This is a genomic window from Streptomyces panacea, from assembly GCF_040560175.1.
GTDB classification, from domain to species: Bacteria; Actinomycetota; Actinomycetes; order Streptomycetales; family Streptomycetaceae; genus Streptomyces; species Streptomyces panacea.
In genome coordinates, this window is record NZ_JARJHW010000091.1 from 13638 (window position 1) to 27851 (window position 14214).

At 70.7% G+C, this 14214-nt stretch carries 14 protein-coding genes and 1 riboswitch; of the genes, 8 read left to right on the plus strand and 6 right to left on the minus strand.

Annotated features, from left to right (window positions below; translation table 11 throughout):
* Positions 1-29: 29 nt before the first annotated feature.
* Both nagA and P3L51_RS21370 read right to left on the minus strand, forming a co-directional pair.
* Positions 30-1256: an N-acetylglucosamine-6-phosphate deacetylase gene (gene nagA / locus P3L51_RS21365; protein ID WP_354606879.1), complete on the minus strand. Its 1227-nt coding sequence runs from the start codon at positions 1254-1256 to the stop codon at positions 30-32.
* Positions 1256-2149 (minus strand): ROK family protein, encoded by an 894-nt coding sequence (locus tag P3L51_RS21370; RefSeq protein WP_435594492.1) that lies wholly within the window; start codon positions 2147-2149, stop codon positions 1256-1258. Before P3L51_RS21370 ends, nagA begins: the two co-directional genes overlap by 1 nt.
* A 308-nt stretch (positions 2150-2457) precedes the next feature.
* Here P3L51_RS21370 and P3L51_RS21375 point away from each other — a divergent pair, with 308 nt between their 5' ends.
* The 4 genes from P3L51_RS21375 to P3L51_RS21390 all read left to right on the plus strand — a co-directional run bounded on the left by P3L51_RS21375 (position 2458) and on the right by P3L51_RS21390 (position 6467).
* Positions 2458-3726: an ABC transporter substrate-binding protein gene (locus P3L51_RS21375; RefSeq protein ID WP_494338544.1), complete on the plus strand. Its 1269-nt coding sequence runs from the start codon at positions 2458-2460 to the stop codon at positions 3724-3726.
* Positions 3727-3738: 12 nt separating this feature from the next.
* Positions 3739-4014 carry a DUF3263 domain-containing protein gene (locus tag P3L51_RS21380; protein ID WP_354606881.1) on the plus strand — a complete coding sequence of 92 codons (276 nt, stop codon included), beginning with the start codon at positions 3739-3741 and terminating at the stop codon, positions 4012-4014.
* Between the two features lie 63 nt (positions 4015-4077).
* The gene (gene otsB, locus P3L51_RS21385; protein ID WP_354606882.1) at positions 4078-4920 is read left to right on the plus strand and encodes a trehalose-phosphatase; all 843 of its coding nucleotides are present in this window, start codon (positions 4078-4080) and stop codon (positions 4918-4920) included.
* Between the two features lie 140 nt (positions 4921-5060).
* Positions 5061-6467, plus strand: a complete 1407-nt coding sequence (locus tag P3L51_RS21390) for an SDR family NAD(P)-dependent oxidoreductase (protein ID WP_435594493.1) — start codon at positions 5061-5063, stop codon at positions 6465-6467.
* A 10-nt stretch (positions 6468-6477) separates the two neighbouring features.
* Here P3L51_RS21390 and P3L51_RS21395 read toward each other — a convergent pair whose 3' ends face one another.
* The 3 genes from P3L51_RS21395 to P3L51_RS21405 form a co-directional block, all read right to left on the minus strand.
* Positions 6478-7902, minus strand: a complete 1425-nt coding sequence (locus P3L51_RS21395; RefSeq protein ID WP_354606883.1) for an alpha,alpha-trehalose-phosphate synthase (UDP-forming) — start codon at positions 7900-7902, stop codon at positions 6478-6480.
* Positions 7903-7960: 58 nt separating this feature from the next.
* Positions 7961-8083, minus strand: a complete 123-nt coding sequence (locus P3L51_RS21400; RefSeq protein WP_354606884.1) for a hypothetical protein — start codon at positions 8081-8083, stop codon at positions 7961-7963.
* A 102-nt stretch (positions 8084-8185) separates the two neighbouring features.
* On the minus strand, positions 8186-9127 hold the full coding sequence (locus P3L51_RS21405) for a glucosyl-3-phosphoglycerate synthase (protein WP_354606885.1): 942 nt from the start codon (positions 9125-9127) through the stop codon (positions 8186-8188).
* Between the two features lie 120 nt (positions 9128-9247).
* A riboswitch (SAM riboswitch) is annotated at positions 9248-9375 on the plus strand.
* Positions 9376-9390: 15 nt separating this feature from the next.
* Here P3L51_RS21405 and thrC point away from each other — a divergent pair.
* The 4 genes from thrC (at position 9391) to groL (ending at position 13588) form a co-directional block, all read left to right on the plus strand.
* Entirely contained in the window at positions 9391-10689 is a 1299-nt protein-coding gene (gene thrC / locus P3L51_RS21410; RefSeq protein ID WP_354606886.1) for a threonine synthase, read from the plus strand.
* A gap of 70 nt (positions 10690-10759) precedes the next feature.
* Positions 10760-11035 (plus strand): ubiquitin-like small modifier protein 1, encoded by a 276-nt coding sequence (locus P3L51_RS21415; protein WP_078076586.1) that lies wholly within the window; start codon positions 10760-10762, stop codon positions 11033-11035.
* Between the two features lie 390 nt (positions 11036-11425).
* The gene (locus tag P3L51_RS21420) at positions 11426-11629 is read left to right on the plus strand and encodes a cold-shock protein (RefSeq protein ID WP_005315736.1); all 204 of its coding nucleotides are present in this window, start codon (positions 11426-11428) and stop codon (positions 11627-11629) included.
* Between the two features lie 333 nt (positions 11630-11962).
* Positions 11963-13588: a chaperonin GroEL gene (groL, locus tag P3L51_RS21425; protein WP_354606887.1), complete on the plus strand. Its 1626-nt coding sequence runs from the start codon at positions 11963-11965 to the stop codon at positions 13586-13588.
* Positions 13589-13695: 107 nt separating this feature from the next.
* Here groL and P3L51_RS21430 read toward each other — a convergent pair.
* A partial coding sequence (locus tag P3L51_RS21430) for an erythromycin esterase family protein (RefSeq protein WP_354606888.1) occupies positions 13696-14214 on the minus strand: 519 nt, incomplete at its 5' end.

A 14214-nucleotide genomic window follows, 5' to 3' on the forward strand; every position in this document is an offset into this window, starting at 1 on the left:
CCCAACGATCCGAGCAACCCGCCGACCCCTCAGCCCAGTTGGGGCCTGACCACCCATGCGCCCCGGCGCAGGACGCCGACCACCGCGAAGTCCGCGTCCAGGATCACCAGGTCCGCGTCCTTGCCCGGCTCCAGGGAGCCCACCCGGTCGTAGACGCCCAGCAGCTTCGCCGGATTCGCGGAGATCGCGCGCACGATGTCGGTCACCGGGAGGCGGTCGATCGTCGCCGCGCGTCTGAAGGCCGTGTCCAGGGTGAGCGTGGAGCCCGCGATCGAGCCGCCCACCGCCAGCCGTGCGACGCCGTCCTTGACCTCGACCTCCAGCGGGCCGAGTTGGTAGACGCCGTCGCCGAAACCGGCCGCGTCCATCGCGTCCGTGATGAAGGCGACCCGGTCCGCGCCCGCGCGGTGGAACGCCAGCTCCAGCGCCGCCGGATGCAGATGCGTGCCGTCGTTGATCAGCTCGACGGTGATCCGCTCGTCCCCCAGCAGCGCGGCGATCGGCCCCGGCGCGCGGTGGCCGAGCGGCGGCATCGCGTTGAACAGGTGCGTCGCGACGGTCGCGCCCGCGTCGATGGCCTCGACGGTCTGCTCGTACGTCGCGTCGGTGTGCCCGATCGCGGCGATCACGCCGTGCTCGACCAGCAGTCGTACGGAGTCGATGCCGCCCGGCAGTTCGGTGGCGAGGGTCACCATCCTCGCCGTGCCACGGGCCGCGTCGAGGAGCTTGCGCACCTCGGCCGGGTCCGGGTCGCGCAGCAGCGCCTCGCTGTGGGCGCCCTTGCGGCACGGTGAGATGAACGGGCCCTCGAAGTGGACGCCGGCCAGGTCGCCCTGCTCGACCAACTCGGAGAGGAAACCGGCGCGCTGGGCGAGGAAGTCCATCTCGCCGGTGACCGTGGAGGCGACGAGCGTGGTGGTGCCGTGCTCCTGGTGCGTACGGACGCCCTTGAGCACCTCGTCCACGCCGCCCGAGGTGAAGGACGCGCCGCCGCCGCCGTGGTTGTGCATGTCCACGAAGCCGGGCACCAGCCAGTGGCCGGTCAGGTCGAGCGTCTCGGCGCTGGAATCGCCGCCGGAGCCGGTGTCGGTGTCGGTGTCGGTGCCGAAGGTGAGCTCGACCGCCTCTCCCTCGACGGAGGCGCCCACGGAGGCGATCCGGCCCGCCTCGACCCTGACCCGGCCGTTCTCCACCACCCCGGTCGGCAGCACCACCCGGGCACCGGTGAGAACCGTACTTGCGGCGCGTGCGGCCATCAGGCGGATACCTCCGTGGAGAGAAGATCCCAGGCGAGCAGCCCCGCGCCCAGGCATCCGGCGGTGTCCCCGAGGGCCGCCGGGACGATCTCGGGCAGCTTCTGGAACGTGATCCGCTCCTCGACCGCGGCCCTCAGGGGTGTGAACAACGTTTCCCCGGCCTCGGCGAGACCGCCACCGATGATCAGCCTTCGGGGGTCGAGCAGCGTGAGCGCGGTGACGAGCCCGGCGGCGAGCGCGTCGACCGCGTTCGCCCAGACCGCCTCGGCCCTCGGGTCGCCCGACGCGACGGCCTTCGCGCAGTCGGCCGCGTCCGCCTCGGGATCGCCGCTCGCCGCCGCCCACGCCCGGGTCACGGCCGCCGCCGACGCGAGCGTCTCCAGACAGCCGGTCTGCCCGCAGTTGCACAGGGGTCCGTCGGGCCGGACCACGACGTGCCCGATCTCACCCGCGTAGCCGTGCGCGCCGGCCTCGACGACGCCGTCGATACCGATGGCGCCCGCTATGCCGGTGCCCAGCGGTACGAAGAAGAACCGGTCCGCGCCTCTGCCCGCGCCGATCCGCCCCTCGGCGAGTCCACCGGTGCGTACGTCGTGCCCGAGCGCGACCGGTACGCCGCCGAGCCGCGCGCCGAGCAGCTCCCGCAGCGGTACGTCGCGCCAGCCGAGGTTCGCCGAGTACAGCGCGATCCCGCGTTCGGCGTCGACGATGCCCGGTACCGCGACCCCGGCGGCGACCGCGCTCTCGCCGAAGTGCTCGATGCCGTAGGCGCGCAGATCCGCCGCGAAGCCGAGGATGGTCTCGACGGTCGTGTCGGGGCCGCGCTCCCTGCCGGTGGCCCGGCGCGCTTCGTACAGCAGCGCGCCGTCGGTCCCGACCAGGGCGGCCTTCATACCGGTGCCGCCCACATCCAGGGCGATGACGTGTCTCACAAGTTCATTCTCGCGTGAAAACCCAAGAAAGGTCTAGTCCACTGTGCGGGATTGTTGCCAGCCCATACAAAGCCTTCGCCAAACCTCTGGGTAACGGGAAGTTGCCGAAGCGATACAGGGCCGCTGTAGACCGCCGACAGCGCATGGTGGAAAATCGCTGCTCGTCTACGCAGGACGCCGCGGGGGACCGACGGGTGCCGACTGGGGACCGACTGGGACGGAAAACGCCGTAGAGACGGCCGAGCGAATACAAGGGTGGGAAAAGAGCTGTGCAGCAGCGCTTCCTGGGGCATACCGCGGCGATAGCCGCACTGGGCATGACGATGGCGCTGAGCGGCTGCGGCAGCTCCAGCGGATCAGGTGACGTCACCCTGAAAGTCGTGGCGGCGGATTACGGCAACAGTGCCGCCAACGGCTCGGAGAAGTACTGGAACAGCCTGGCCAAGGAGTTCGAGTCCAAGAACCCGGGCATCAAGGTCGACATCGACGTCCGTTCCTGGAAGACCGTCGACGCCGACGTGGCGAAGATGGTCAGGGACGGCGAGGCGCCCGACATCGCGCAGATCGGCGCCTACGCCGACTACGTGAAGACGAAGGAGCTGTACAGCGCGGACGAGCTGCTCTCCATCCCCACGCAGGCGAACTTCCTCTCCCGCTTCGGCGACGCCGGAAAGGTCGACCAGACCCAGTACGGCATGCCGTTCGTCGCGAGCACGCGGCTGCTCTTCTACAACAAGGGCCTCTTCGCGGCGGCCGGTCTCGACGCGCCGAAGGACTGGGACGACATCAAGTCGGACGCCGAGGCGCTCAAGGCGCAGGACGTACCGACCCCGTTCGCCCTCCCGCTCGGCGCCGAGGAGGCGCAGGCCGAGACCATGATGTGGATGCTCAGCGGTGGCGGCGCCTACACGGACGCGGTCGACGGCTCGTACGCGGTCGACTCGGACACGAACATCAAGACCTTCGAATGGCTCCAGAAGGAGCTGGTCGGCAAGGGCCTCACCGGCCCCGTACCGCCCGGTGAACTGGACCGCGCCGACGCCTTCAAGGCGTTCACGGGCGGCGAGGTCGGCATGCTCAACGGGCACCCGACGATGATGCAGGAGGCCGAGAAGGCCGGCATCGAGCTGGGGATGGTGCCGCTGCCCGGTATCAACGGCAAGTCCAAGGCGACGATGGGTGTCGCCGACTGGATCATGGCCTTCAAGCAGCCCGGCCACCGCGAACAGGCGGGCAAATTCCTCGACTTCACCTTCGAGGACAAGAACGTCATGGACTTCGTCGGGCAGTACGACCTTCTGCCGGTCACCTACAGCGCCTCCGAGACGATGGTGGCGGACGACGAGCACAAGGAGCTGCGCCAGTTCCTGGAGGCGCTGCCGACCGCCGAGCTGTACCCGTTCGGCAAGACGTCGTGGGCGGGTGTCAGCGACGACATCAAGAAGAACGTCGGCAAGGCGGTGCAGCCCGGCGCGGTGCCGGCGGAGATCCTGGCGAGGATCGGCCGGGACGCGACGACGGCGGAGAACGCCGAGTAGCGTGTCAGCCCTATGACCGCACCCGAAGACGCGCCGCACGAGGAGCGCGGTCCCGCCGTACGGTCGGAACTGACCGAGCGGGACCGCGCCGTCCTCGCCGTGGAACGGCGCTCATGGCCGGGCCCCGGCGCCAAGGAGCGCGTCATACGGGAGCAGCTGGGCATCTCGCCGACCCGCTACTACCAGCTGCTGCGCGCGCTCATCGACGACCCGCTGGCCCTGGCGCACGACCCGGTGACGGTCAACCGCCTGCGCCGGATCAGGGACTCCCGCCGCGCCCGCCGCTGAGCGGATCCTCGCGCCGTCCCCGAACGACGGGCCCCAGGGGCGTGACGCGGATAGGGTCGGAGCATGGGCAGCCACGCGAACCCCCTGCCGACCCCCGTCACCTCCGCCGGCGCCGACGGCCTGGCCGCGCTTCTCGCCCGGCCCGGGAAAGCCGTCGTCGCGCTCGACTTCGACGGCACGCTCGCCGAGATCGTCCCCGACCCCGAACAGGCCCGCGCGCACCCCGGCGCGGTCCCCGCGCTCGTCGCCCTCGCCCCGCACGTCGCGTCCGTCGCGGTGATCACCGGCCGCCCGGCCGGTGTCGCGGTGCGGTACGGCGGCTTCGCCGGCGTACCCGGCCTGGAACACCTCGTCGTGCTCGGCCACTACGGCGCCGAACGCTGGGACGCGGTCAGCGGCACCGTACGCACCCCGGCCCCGCACCCCGGAGTCGCGGACGCCCGCGCCGAACTCCCCCGACTCCTCGAACGGTTCGAGTCCTGGCGCGGTACATGGATCGAGGAGAAGGGCCAGGCGGTCGCCGTCCACACCCGCCGCGCCGCGGACCCGCAGGGCGCCTTCGACGCCCTGCGCGAGCCCCTCGCCGACCTGGCGGCCCGGCACGGCCTGATGCTCGAACCGGGCCGCCTCGTCCTGGAGTTGCGCCCGCCGGGGATGGACAAGGGCGTGGCCCTGGAGGAGTACGTCCGCGAGGTCGGCGCCGAGACGGTCGTCTACGGCGGCGACGACCTGGGCGACCTCCCGGCCTTCGCGGCGGTCAACTCCCTGCGCGCGAACGGCCGTCCGGGCCTGCTGCTGTGCAGCGGTACGGGAGAGGTCCCCGAACTCGCCGAGAAGGCCGACTTGGTGCTGCCGGGCCCGGGGGCGCTGACCGGCTTCCTCGCGTCGGTGGCGGACCGGCTCTAGGCCGGGTCTTCAAAGTAGCGCCGTCCGCCCGCACCGCCGGACGGGCACCGGGCGTCCCGGGGCCCGGGCGAAACGTGGGCGACACCGGGCGTTCGGCTCCCGCATCATGGTCGTTCGGTGTGAGCGGGGGCGAGGGTTCGATGGACGACGACCGGATGGACGAGCGGATACGGGCGACGCTGGAGCTGCTGCGTGAGGCGCGGGAGCTGTCGATCGACGATCCCCGGCGCGAGCGGCTGGAGCGGGCGGCGAATGGTCTCTACCGGGACGGGCGGCGCAAGCGCCGGTCCGCCACGCGCGGAGCCCGCGCGGCGGCGGACGCCGAGATCCAGGCCGGCACCGTCATGGGCGCGCCGGAGCGGACGATGGACGCCCCGTTGCCCGTCGAATCCCCACTGCCGGGTGCGCGGGGCGACCGAAGCGCCGGCGAGCTGAACCATCCACAGCGCTGTTACGTCTGCAAGGACCACTACCGGCGGGTCCACCACTTCTATCACCGGCTCTGCCCCGACTGCGCCCGCGACAACCTCGCCCGGCGCGGCGCCCGTACCGACCTGACCGGGCACCGCGCGCTGCTGACCGGCGGGCGCGTCAAGATCGGGTACCAGCTGGCGCTGATGCTGCTGCGCGACGGCGCCGACCTCACGGTGACCACGCGCTTCCCCCAGGACGCGGTACGGCGCTTCGCCGCGGCCCCCGACGCCGCCGACTGGTGGGACCGGCTGCGCGTGGCCGCGCTCGACCTGCGCGACCCCCGGCAGGTGCTGGCCTTCACCGACCATCTGCTGGCCGAGGCAAGACCGTTGGACATCCTGATCAACAACGCGGCCCAGACACTGCGCCGTTCGCCGCGCGCCTACTCCGCCCTGGCCGCCGCCGAGGCCGCGCCGGCGCGCGCCGCGCTGCCCGCCGTCTGGACGGCCCCCGACTTCGCCGTCCCCGGCACGGGGAGCGCCGAGGTCGAGGCCCGCTCCTGGGCCGCCGGGCTCGTACCGCGCGCGAGGGCCACGGCCACCGACGTACTGCCGGCCGTCGACGAGGCCGGGCTGCTCACCGAGACCGCCGCCGAGAACTCCTGGACCGCCCGGCTCGGCGACATCGACCCGGCCGAGATGCTGGAGGTCCAACTCGTCAACGCGGTGGCCCCGTTCCTGCTCGCCGACCGCCTCCTGCCCCTGCTCACGGCGTCCCCGCACCGACGGCGGTATCTGCTCAACGTGTCAGCCGTGGAGGGGCAGTTCACCGTCCGCAGGAAGACGAGCGGCCACCCGCACACCAACATGGCCAAGGCCGCCCTCAACATGCTCACCCGCACCAGCGCCGCCGACCTGGCGACGCGTGGCATCCACGCGTGCAGCGTCGACACCGGCTGGGTCACCGACGAGAAGCCCCTGCCCGCCAGGGAGCGGCACGCCGCCACCGGCTGGCGCCCGCCGCTGGACGTCGTGGACGGCGCGGCGCGCGTCTACCACCCGATCGTGCAGGGCCAGGCGGGCAGCCCGGTCCACGGTGTACTGCTCAAGGACTACCGCCCCGTCGCCTGGTGAGCCCGCGCCCTCACAGCGCGCGCAGCGCCTCCAGCTGGTCAAGGAACCAGCGCTGCGGCGGCAGCGCCGTCGCGGCGGCGGCCAGGCGCTTCGTGCGGGCCGCACGGTCGTCGGCGTTCATCGTCAGGGCCTCGTGCAGCGCCGCCGCCGTGGCCGTCACGTCGTACGGATTCACCACCAGCGCGTCCGCGCCCAGCTCCTCGTACGCGCCCGCCTCGCGCGACAGCACCAGCGCGCAGCCGTTCTCCGAAAGGACCGGGATCTCCTTCGCGACCAGGTTCATGCCGTCGCGGATCGGGTTGACCAGCGCCACGTCCGCGAGGCGGTACGAGGCGAGTGAGCGTGCGAAGTCGTCCTTGACGTGCAGCACCACGGGCGTCCAACCGGGCGTGCCGTACTCGGAGTTGATCCCGTCGGCCACCTCCTGCACCCGCGCCGTGTACGCGCGGTAGACCGCGAGGTCCTGCCGGGACGGATAGGCGAACGCCACATGCGTGACCCGCTCGCGCCACTCCGGCCGGTCGGTCAGCAGCTGCCGGTACGCGAGCATCCCGCGCACGATGTTCTTCGACAGTTCCGTGCGGTCCACCCGCACGATCGTCCTGCGGGGCGCCCCCTCGTGCTCGCCGATCTGCTCCCGCAGCTCGGCCAGCCGCTCGTCCACGTCGGGCCGGTTCGCCCGCTCCCGCAGGAAGTCCGCGTCGGCGCCGAGGCCGTGCACACCGATCAGCGTCTTGCCGGTGCCGCCCAGCAGTTCCGTACAGCAGGCGGTGAAGGCGTCGGCCCACCGGTGGGTCAGGAACGCGGCCCGGTCGGCGCCGAGGATGCCGCGCAGCAACTGGCGCGCGATGTCGTCGGGCAGCAGCCGGAAGTAGTCGACCGGGGCCCACGGCGTGTGCGAGAAGTGCCCGATCCGCAGATCGGGGCGGAGCGCCCGGAGCATCCCGGGCACCAGGGCCAGGTGGTAGTCCTGGATCAGTACGGCCGCGCCCTCGCCCGCCTCGTCGGCCAGGGCCTCCGCGAAAGCGCGGTTGTACGTCTCGTACGACGCCCACTGCTCCCGGAACTCCGTGCCGAAGGCCGGCTCCAGCGGTGTCTGGTAGAGCAGGTGGTGGACGAACCAGAGCGTGGAGTTCGCGACGCCGTTGTACGCGTCCGCGTAGACGTCCGGCGGGATGCCGAGCATCCTGACCCGCTGTCCGCCCGTGTCGGCGGTGTCCAGCCGGCCGCCGGTGCGCCGTACGGCCTCGCGGTCGCCGTCACCGAGGGCCGCGCACACCCACACGGCGTTCGTGTCGGGTCCGATGGCCGAGAGTCCGGAGACGAGACCTCCGCCGCCACGCCCGGCGGTCAGCGCGCCGTCCTCGCCGAGCTTGTACGAGACGGGACCGCGATTGGAAGCGACAAGAACCTGGGCGGCGTGCTCGGAGACCATGTGCCGAAACCTAGCCCGTCGTGGAAACGCTCAAACGTACGGTTCCGGTCGGCGTGGATCAGCCACGGCCCCGGCCACGGGCCGCCGCCACCGCCACCACCCCCGCGCCGACGAGGGCGAGCGCCATGCCGCCCAGCAGCCAGAGCTGTTCCGTGGTCAAGGTCACCGCGTTCATCACCATGCGAGGCAATATAGGCAAATCATACGAATAGACCGGCGGTGCCACGCGGCTCCTGGGCCGGTCGGGTCCCCGATCGCCGGACGGGCCGGGAGCGGGCCGGGATCAGGCCGCCCGCCGCGCCTCGTACTCCATGATCTCCCGCATCGGCGGCCGCTCCTGCGTGTCCACCGCGTGCGTACGCGGCTCGAAACCTTCCTCGCCCCGCTCGAACTGCGTCAGCACCGGCCGCACCAGATGCCCCCGCGACAGCCGCAGCTGCGCCGTCCGGTAGATCGCCGCCGCCATCCGCCCCAGCGCCTGGCCGTCCTGGTGCCGGTGCCTGCGCACCCCGACATCGACCTGGCCCAGCGCGTCCAGCCCCACCGTGTGCAGCGCGTCCACCAGCAGGCCCAGCTCCACCCCGTACCCCACGGGGAACGGCAGCCGCTCCAGCAGCGAGCGCCGTACCGCGTACTCGCCGCCCAGCGGCTGCACGAACCCCGCCAGCAGCGGCCAGTGCAGATTCAGCAGCGGACGCGCCACCAACTCGGTCACCCGGCCGCCCTGCCCCGGCTCGTCGCCCAGCGGGCGGTCGTACATCGCCTTCACGAACTGCACGCCAGGCTCGGTGAGCAGCGGCCCCACGATCCCCGACACGAAGTCCGCCGAGAAGTCCTTCAGGTCCGCGTCCACGAAACAGACGATGTCGCCGCTCGTCACCAGCAGCGAGCGCCACAGCACCTCGCCCTTGCCCGGCACCGCGGGCAGCCTCGGCAGGATGTCGTCCCGGTGCACCACACGCGCCCCGGCCGCCGCCGCGACCTCCCCCGTACGGTCGGTCGAGCCCGAGTCGATCACCACCAGCTCGTCGACGAGCGGCGCCGGGCCCGCCATCAGTTCGCGACGGATCACGGACACGATCCGGCCGACCGTGGCCTCCTCGTTCAGGGCCGGGAGCACCACGCTGACCTGCGCACCCTGCTTGGCGGCGACCAGCCGGTCGACCGGCCGGTCCGCCGCCGACCAGGACCGCCGGGCCAGCCAGCGCTCCACCTCTCGCAGCACGTGATCTCCATCTCGCGGATCGGACGAACGTCTCAACCGTCCAGGGGTTCGGTTACAGTCTTGAACAACGCGGATGACCGCCGCATGCCGGGGGTCGTCGTCACGCTGACAATCGAATACCGCTCATCCAGAGGGGCAGAGGGAACGGCCCGTTGAAGCCCCGGCAACCCTCCCGCCGACCGCGAGGTCATGGTGGGGAAGGTGCCAATTCCGTCTTGCGGCGAGATGCGTCGCGAGGAAGATGAGGAAAGGGCCTCGCCTTCATGGCTGTGCAAACTGTTCACCATACTTCCGACACCACTGACGCCCCCGTGGATCTCGGACCCGCCGCCGCCCTCTCGTGCCGCGAATGCGGGGAACGCTTCGAACTCGGCCCGATCTTCGCCTGTCAGAGCTGTTTCGGCCCGCTCGAAGTGGCCTACGACCTGCCGACCGACGGCCCCGAAGAGCTGAAGAAGCGCATCGCCGCCGGTCCCGACAACATCTGGCGCTACGCCCCGCTGCTGCCCGTCCCCGCCGACGTGGCGTCGAAGCCGAACATCAACCCCGGCTTCACCAAGCTCGTCAAGGCCGACAACCTCGCCCGTGAGCTGGGTGTCACCGGCGGCCTGTACGTGAAGGACGACTCCGGCAACCCGACGCACTCCTTCAAGGACCGTGTCGTCGCCATCGCCGTCGAGGCGGCCCGTGCCTTCGGCTTCACCACGCTCTCCTGCTCCTCCACCGGCAACCTCGCGGGCGCCGTCGGCGCCGCCGCGGCGCGCGCCGGCTTCCGCTCCTGCGTGTTCATCCCGCACGACCTGGAGCAGGGCAAGGTCGTCATGGCCGCGATCTACGGCGGCGAACTCGTCGGTATCGAGGGCAACTACGACGACGTCAACCGCTTCTGCTCCGAACTCATCGGGGACCCGCTGGGCGAGGGCTGGGGCTTCGTCAACGTCAACCTCCGCCCGTACTACGGCGAGGGCTCCAAGACCCTCGCGTACGAGATCTGCGAACAGCTCGGCTGGGAGCTGCCCGACCAGCTCGTCATCCCGGTCGCGTCGGGCTCGCAGCTGACGAAGATCGACAAGGGGCTGAAGGAGCTCATCGCGCTCGGCCTGGTCGAGGAGAAGCCGTACAAGATCTTCGGCGCGCAGGCCGAGGGCTGTTCGCCGGTGTCGGTCGCCTTCAAGGCCGGCCACGACGTCGTACGGCCGCAGAAGCCGAACACGATCGCCAAGTCGCTGGCGATCGGCAACCCGGCCGACGGCCCGTACGTCCTGGACATCGCCCGCCGCACGGGCGGCGCCGTGGAGGACGTGAACGACGAGCAGATCGTGGACGCGATCAAGCTGCTCGCGCGGACCGAGGGGATCTTCGCCGAGACGGCGGGCGGGGTGACCGTGGGGGTGACGCGCAAGCTCATCGAGGCGGGTCTGCTCGACCCGGCGCTCACGACGGTCGTGCTGAACACCGGTGACGGGCTCAAGACGCTGGACGCCGTCGCGCCGACGACCGGGCCGACCGCGACGATTCCGCCGAGCCTCGACGCGTTCCGCGAAGCGGGCCTGGCGCGTTGAGCCTCTCGGCACCGGGTCTCCCGACCCCGTCCAGCAGCCCGACCCGCTACTCCCCGGAAGGCAGAAACCGATGAGCGTGAACGTCCGCATCCCCACCATCCTCCGTACGTACACCGGCGGAAAGGCCGAGGTTCCGGCCGAGGGCACGACCCTCTCCCAGGTCATCGAGTCCCTGGAGACGAACCACCCGGGCATCGCCGCCCGCGTCCTGGACGACCAGGGCAAGCTGCGGCGCTTCGTCAACGTGTACGTGAACGACGACGACGTCCGCTTCGAGCAGGGTCTGGAGACCGCGACGCCCGACGGCGCCGGCATCTCGATCATCCCGGCGGTCGCGGGAGGCTGAACGGCGCCCGAAAGCGGCTCAACGCCACACAGCGTGAACGGGTTTGCCCCCTCCGCGAGAGAAACGGAGGGGGCAATTCCATGTGGTTGAACGCGGTACAGTTGGGGTAGCCCCACCGCCGGTTCCGCCGCGACTGCGCCACGCGCATATGAGTTCGCGACAAGATGCGGTCGAAGTGTGGACGCTGTTTGCGCGGTTCCTTGCGCTTTGCCCGGCCCGACTTGCCCTGGTAGCCCGGCAATTCGCCCCTTTGCGTGTTCCGCCATGCCCATAATTCTCGTCCGATTGACCTGTTGCAGAGGGCAGTTGGGCAGATACATTCAGCCGCGGTCGACGCGTTCCGGCGCGAAGTGCGGTCCCGCGCAGGGGCCTGTAATAGGGGAGTTGGGCATGGCTCAGGGCACCGTCAAGTGGTTCAACGCGGAGAAGGGCTACGGCTTCATCGCGGTCGACGGTGGTGCGGATGTTTTCGTCCACTACAGCGCGATCCAGATGGACGGCTACCGCACCCTTGAAGAAGGTCAGCGAGTTGAGTTCGAGATCTCGCAGGGCCAGAAGGGTCCGCAGGCGGACATGGTCAAGCTCGCCGTCTGATCCCGGCGCGATCGGCCAACGACGCGACTCACACACGAGGGGCCCGTATCCCGGCAAGGGATACGGGCCCCTCGTGCGTGCGCGTGGGGGTCGCGCGCGCCGTGCGCGCGGTGGCGAAGGGGCTGCGCTCGCTCGGGAGGCGCTTGCACTCTCGGGGGTCGAGTGCTAATCATTGGCGTTAGCACTCTGCTAGTGAGAGTGACAACTTATGGACCGGGTCAGCGAGGCCCGAAGAGCCGGTGGGGCAAGGAACCGCACGGCTCTCGGGCCGTCCGTCGCGGGCGCCGACACGGTCCGGAGCAATCCACCCCCTGTCCGGGAGGACCACTTCACATGGCCAAGATCATCGCGTTCGACGAGGAGGCACGGCGCGGTCTCGAGCGCGGGATGAACCAGCTCGCCGACGCCGTCAAGGTCACCCTTGGCCCCAAGGGCCGTAACGTCGTCCTCGAGAAGAAGTGGGGCGCCCCCACGATCACCAACGATGGTGTTTCCATCGCCAAGGAGATCGAGCTCGAGGACCCGTACGAGAAGATCGGCGCCGAGCTGGTCAAGGAAGTCGCCAAGAAGACGGACGACGTCGCCGGTGACGGTACGACCACCGCGACCGTCCTGGCCCAGGCCCTGGTCCGCGAGGGCCTGCGCAACGTGGCCGCCGGCGCCAACCCGATGGCCCTCAAGCGCGGTATCGAGAAGGCCATCGAGGCCGTCTCCGGTGCGCTGCTGGAGCAGGCCAAGGATGTGGAGACCAAGGAGCAGATCGCTTCGACGGCCTCCATCTCCGCCGCCGACACCCAGATCGGCGAGCTCATCGCCGAGGCGATGGACAAGGTCGGCAAGGAAGGCGTCATCACCGTCGAGGAGTCGCAGACCTTCGGTCTTGAGCTTGAGCTCACCGAGGGCATGCGCTTCGACAAGGGCTACATCTCGGCGTACTTCGCCACCGACATGGAGCGTATGGAGGCGTCGCTCGACGACCCGTACATCCTGATCGTCAACTCCAAGATCGGCAGCGTCAAGGACGTTCTGCCGCTCCTGGAGAAGGTCATCCAGTCGGGCAAGCCGCTGCTGATCATCGCGGAGGACGTCGAGGGCGAGGCCCTGTCCACGCTCGTCGTCAACAAGATCAAGGGCACCTTCAAGTCCGTCGCCGTCAAGGCCCCGGGCTTCGGTGACCGCCGCAAGGCGATGCTGAACGACATCGCCATCCTCACGGGCGGCACGGTCATCTCCGAGGAGGTCGGCCTCAAGCTGGAGAACGCCGGTCTCGACCTGCTGGGCCGTGCCCGCAAGGTCGTCATCACCAAGGACGAGACCACCATCGTCGACGGTGCCGGTGACAGCGAGCAGGTCGCCGGTCGCGTGAGCCAGATCCGTGCCGAGATCGAGAACTCGGACTCGGACTACGACCGCGAGAAGCTCCAGGAGCGCCTCGCGAAGCTGGCCGGCGGCGTGGCCGTCATCAAGGCCGGCGCCGCGACCGAGGTCGAGCTCAAGGAGCGCAAGCACCGCATCGAGGACGCGGTGCGCAACGCCAAGGCCGCCGTCGAGGAGGGCATCGTCGCCGGTGGTGGCGTGGCTCTGCTCCAGGCCGGTTCGGTGTTCGAGAAGCTTGAGCTCGAAGGCGACGAGGCGACGGGTGCGAACATCGTCAAGCTCGCGCTGGAGGCTCCGCTCAAGCAGATCGCCGTCAACGGTGGTCTCGAGGGTGGCGTCATCGTCGAGAAGGTCCGCAACCTGCCGATCGGTCACGGCCTCAACGCCGCGACCGGCGAGTACGTGGACATGATCGCCGAGGGCATCATCGACCCCGCGAAGGTCACGCGTTCCGCGCTGCAGAACGCGGCGTCCATCGCGGCGCTGTTCCTCACCACCGAGGCCGTCATCGCCGACAAGCCGGAGAAGGCCGGCGCCGGCGGCGCGCCGGGCGGCATGCCGGGCGGTGACATGGACTTCTGATCCTGACGGATCGGCGGTTCATGGCGTAGCGCCTACGCACGTGTACGAACCGAGGGCGGCACTCCCGAGAGGGGGTGCCGCCCTCGGGGCGTTCCGGGGGCGGCTCCCTACCGTCGCACCGCGGGCCCGCGTGGCGGGATCGGGCGGGAGTCGGTGGAGACCGCCACGTACGCCAGGCCGTCGTACTCCTCCGACAGCCGGACCGGGGTGACTTCGCGCCGGTAGAACCAGCGCGTCACCAGCGCGCCGAACGACCGTGTGGTGTGTGTGGCGCCGGCCCACTCCCGTACGGCCCCGGGCGCGTCCTCGGCGGTGGCGGGGCGCAGGTCGAGCAGGTGGTCCGCCGGGGTGGCGGCGGCGAGTCGGGACTCCACCGTGGTTTCGGCGGGAGCGTCGACGGAGTTGCCCTCGGCGATACGGCCCGTGAGGCCGCCGACACCGCTCCAGGGGCCCGGCCAGATGCGGTGGGCGCGGAAGGAGCCCTCGCCGAAGAGGAGACCGAGGGCGTAGTACGCGTCGCCGTACCGCTCGCGCAGGTGCTGTCCCAGGGGCGGCGGCGCCGTGTCGTCGGCCGTACGGCCCTTCGCGATATGGCTGTTGTGGCCCCAGAGCACCACCTTGGCGGC